General features: G+C 65.6%; 3 protein-coding genes. All 3 read right to left on the reverse strand.

Annotated features, from left to right (window positions below):
* Positions 1-981 (reverse strand): aminotransferase class V-fold PLP-dependent enzyme (locus tag MOV75_RS34015; RefSeq protein WP_247007526.1); only part of this gene is annotated, 981 nt, incomplete at its 3' end.
* An 89-nt stretch (positions 982-1070) separates the two neighbouring features.
* Positions 1071-1625 (reverse strand): CAP domain-containing protein, encoded by a 555-nt coding sequence (locus MOV75_RS34020; protein WP_246928987.1) that lies wholly within the window; start codon positions 1623-1625, stop codon positions 1071-1073.
* A gap of 93 nt (positions 1626-1718) precedes the next feature.
* Positions 1719-2604 (reverse strand): hypothetical protein (locus MOV75_RS34025; RefSeq protein ID WP_247007527.1); only part of this gene is annotated, 886 nt, incomplete at its 5' end.

Consider the following 2604-nt stretch of genomic DNA (forward strand, 5'->3'; position numbering starts at 1 on the left):
GTCCACCGTGAAGCTGACGATGGCCCCCGGCGCGCGTCCGAGGTCGCGAATGGTGATGCCGGGAAGGGCCGCGAGGCCGCTGCGAAGGCGGCCGGCAAGCATGCGGCAGCGTTGTTGGATCGGAGCGATGCCGATCTCGAGGGCGTAGTCGACAGCCGCCCCCAGCCCAAGCCGGGCTGCGTAGTTGTTCTCCCAGGTCTCGAAGCGGCGGCCATCGTCGCGCAGCCGATACTCGTCGCGCGACACCCAGGGCGCGGCGAAGTGATCGATCATCGGCGGCTCGAGCCGCTGCAGCATCGCCCGGCGGACGTAGAGAAAGCCGGTGCCGCGCGGGCCGCGCAGGAATTTTCGCCCGGTCGCCGACAGCATGTCGCAACCGATCGCCTCGACGTCGACCGCCATCTGGCCGACCGCCTGGCAGGCGTCCAGCAGGTAGGCAATGCCGTGCGCCCGCGCGACCTTGCCGATCGCCGCCGCAGGATTGACCAGCCCGCCATTGGTCGGAACCCAGGTGATAGCGATGAGCTTCACGCGCTCATCGATCATGCGTTCGAGCGCGTGGACGTCGAGCTCGCCGCTGGCATCGCTTGGCACCACGTCGATGACCGCGCCGGTACGTTTGGCGACCTGAAGGAACGCCACGTAATTGGCGGCATATTCCGCCTCGGCGGTCAGGATGCGATCGCCCTGGCGAAACGCAAGCGAATAGAAAGCCATCTGCCAGGCAACCGTCGCATTCTCCACGAGCGCGATCTCGTCGGGCGCAGCATTCAGCAGGCGCGCCACAGAGCCGTAGACTGCTTCGAGCCGGTCGGTTTCCCGGTCGGCGGCGGCATAGCCGCCGATCTCGCTTTCAAGATCGATATGCCGCTTCAGCGCCGCGACGACAGGGGTCGGCATGAGTGCCGCACCGGCGTTGTGGAGATAGGCAAGCCGGCTGGTCGCCGGCGTGTCGGCTCGTATTTCACCGATGTCGATCACTTATGCCTCCACTTCTCGCAATCCGGATGCACGAATTAGATGCGTCGAGCGGTCTGAGCAAGACGTCAGGCCCAAGGGCTTGCCAGATCTCAGATGCAGAGGCTGAGCAGCTTGATGTGACAGTTGCTGGACTTCGGCTTGCTTGCGGGCGCGGCCTCGCGTTTCACGGCAACGAGCGGCTCCTTGTCCTTCTTCTTGCCTTTGCCCTTCGGCTCGTAATCGCCCGCGATCACCATGGCCCAGTAGGTGCGCTTGCCGCTGGGGTTCTTGGCGCTGGCGATGCCGACACGGGAGGCGTTGTGCAGCAACAGGTTCTTGCGGTGCCCGGAGGAGTCGATCCACTGTCCCAGGGTCTTCTCGAAATTATCGTAGCCGTAGGCGATGTTTTCGGCGGCGCGGCCGGCGCCGGCCGGCGCAACACGGCGGTTAAACGGGCCGAGCGCGTCGTGGCTGAGATCGTCCTTGGCGGCCATCGCGCGGGCCTGGTCCATGGCGATGCGGTCGAGGGTGGAATCGCGGACGACGCGGACTTCACCGTGTTTGAGGCGGAAGCTGGAGATCAACTCGGACGGAGAATCCGCCCTCGCGGGCGCGCCCGCCAGCAGCAGCAGGCCGGCGATCATTCCGCCGACGCCACGACGCATCATCGTCCACCGAGTGCCCATAACCCCACCGAGCCCAAATTGCCCGACCGCTTCTCTATCGCCAATGTGGACGCTTCAAGGCGCGGCAGCCTGTCAGCTCGTCGGCAGGTCCGCTTCGAAGTTGAAGCGGTCGCGCAGGTTTTTTCGTTGTTCCAGGATGTCCTTGAGGAAGGCGCGATCCTGGTCGTTCTTCATCATGGGCTCGATCAGGTCGAGCTGGTTCATGGCGACCAGTTGCAGGATTTCGGTCCGCGGCTTGCCGCTGTTATCGCGCGGCAGCGCGTGCACGACCTGGATGTGTTCCGGCGGCTTGGGCCCCCTCGCGGCCGTAAGCTCGTTACGCAACTGGCCTTCGAGCGTGGCTTGATCCGCCTCGACGAAGGCATAGAGCCCGACGCCGGAGCGGCGGTCGGCAAAAGCGACGATAGCGGTGTCGCGAACGGCCGGGTTCTTGCGGATCAGCTCGGTCAGCACCGGCGCATCATTGACCAGCCTGCGGCCGCCGCCCTCGCGGTCGGTGAAGTTGAACAGGCCGCGGGTGATGGCGCGATAGACCTTCTTGCCGGTGGCGAGCCACAGGCTTGCCGCGAACGACTTCTTCGCGAGGATCTTGCGCTCGCGCGGCGTCAGTGCCTCCGGCGCGTAGGAGCGCTTGTGCTTGAGCAGATGCCGGAGGTCTTCATAGGCGAGGATGCGATAGAGCCGACCGCGCCGCGCAAAGCACGCCGCCAGCTGGAAGTCGGTCACATAGGCGCGGCCGTCGCGGCCGACCAGCCAGTTCTGTTCCTTGGCAAGATCATTGTGGCAGATGCCGGCGCGGCGCAGCCGGCGCAGGGCCACCTTGGCCGAACGGAAATAGGCGAGGTCGCCACCATCGTGCCGCTGTACGTCGGCGATCCCGAGAAGTGCAAGCAGGCGTCCGACCTCCTGCTCGAAGAGCACGGCGTCTACATCCAGCCGATCAACTATCCGACGGTCG

The sequence above is a fragment of the Bradyrhizobium sp. PRIMUS42 genome (assembly GCF_023006515.1).
GTDB lineage: Bacteria > Pseudomonadota > Alphaproteobacteria > Rhizobiales > Xanthobacteraceae > Bradyrhizobium.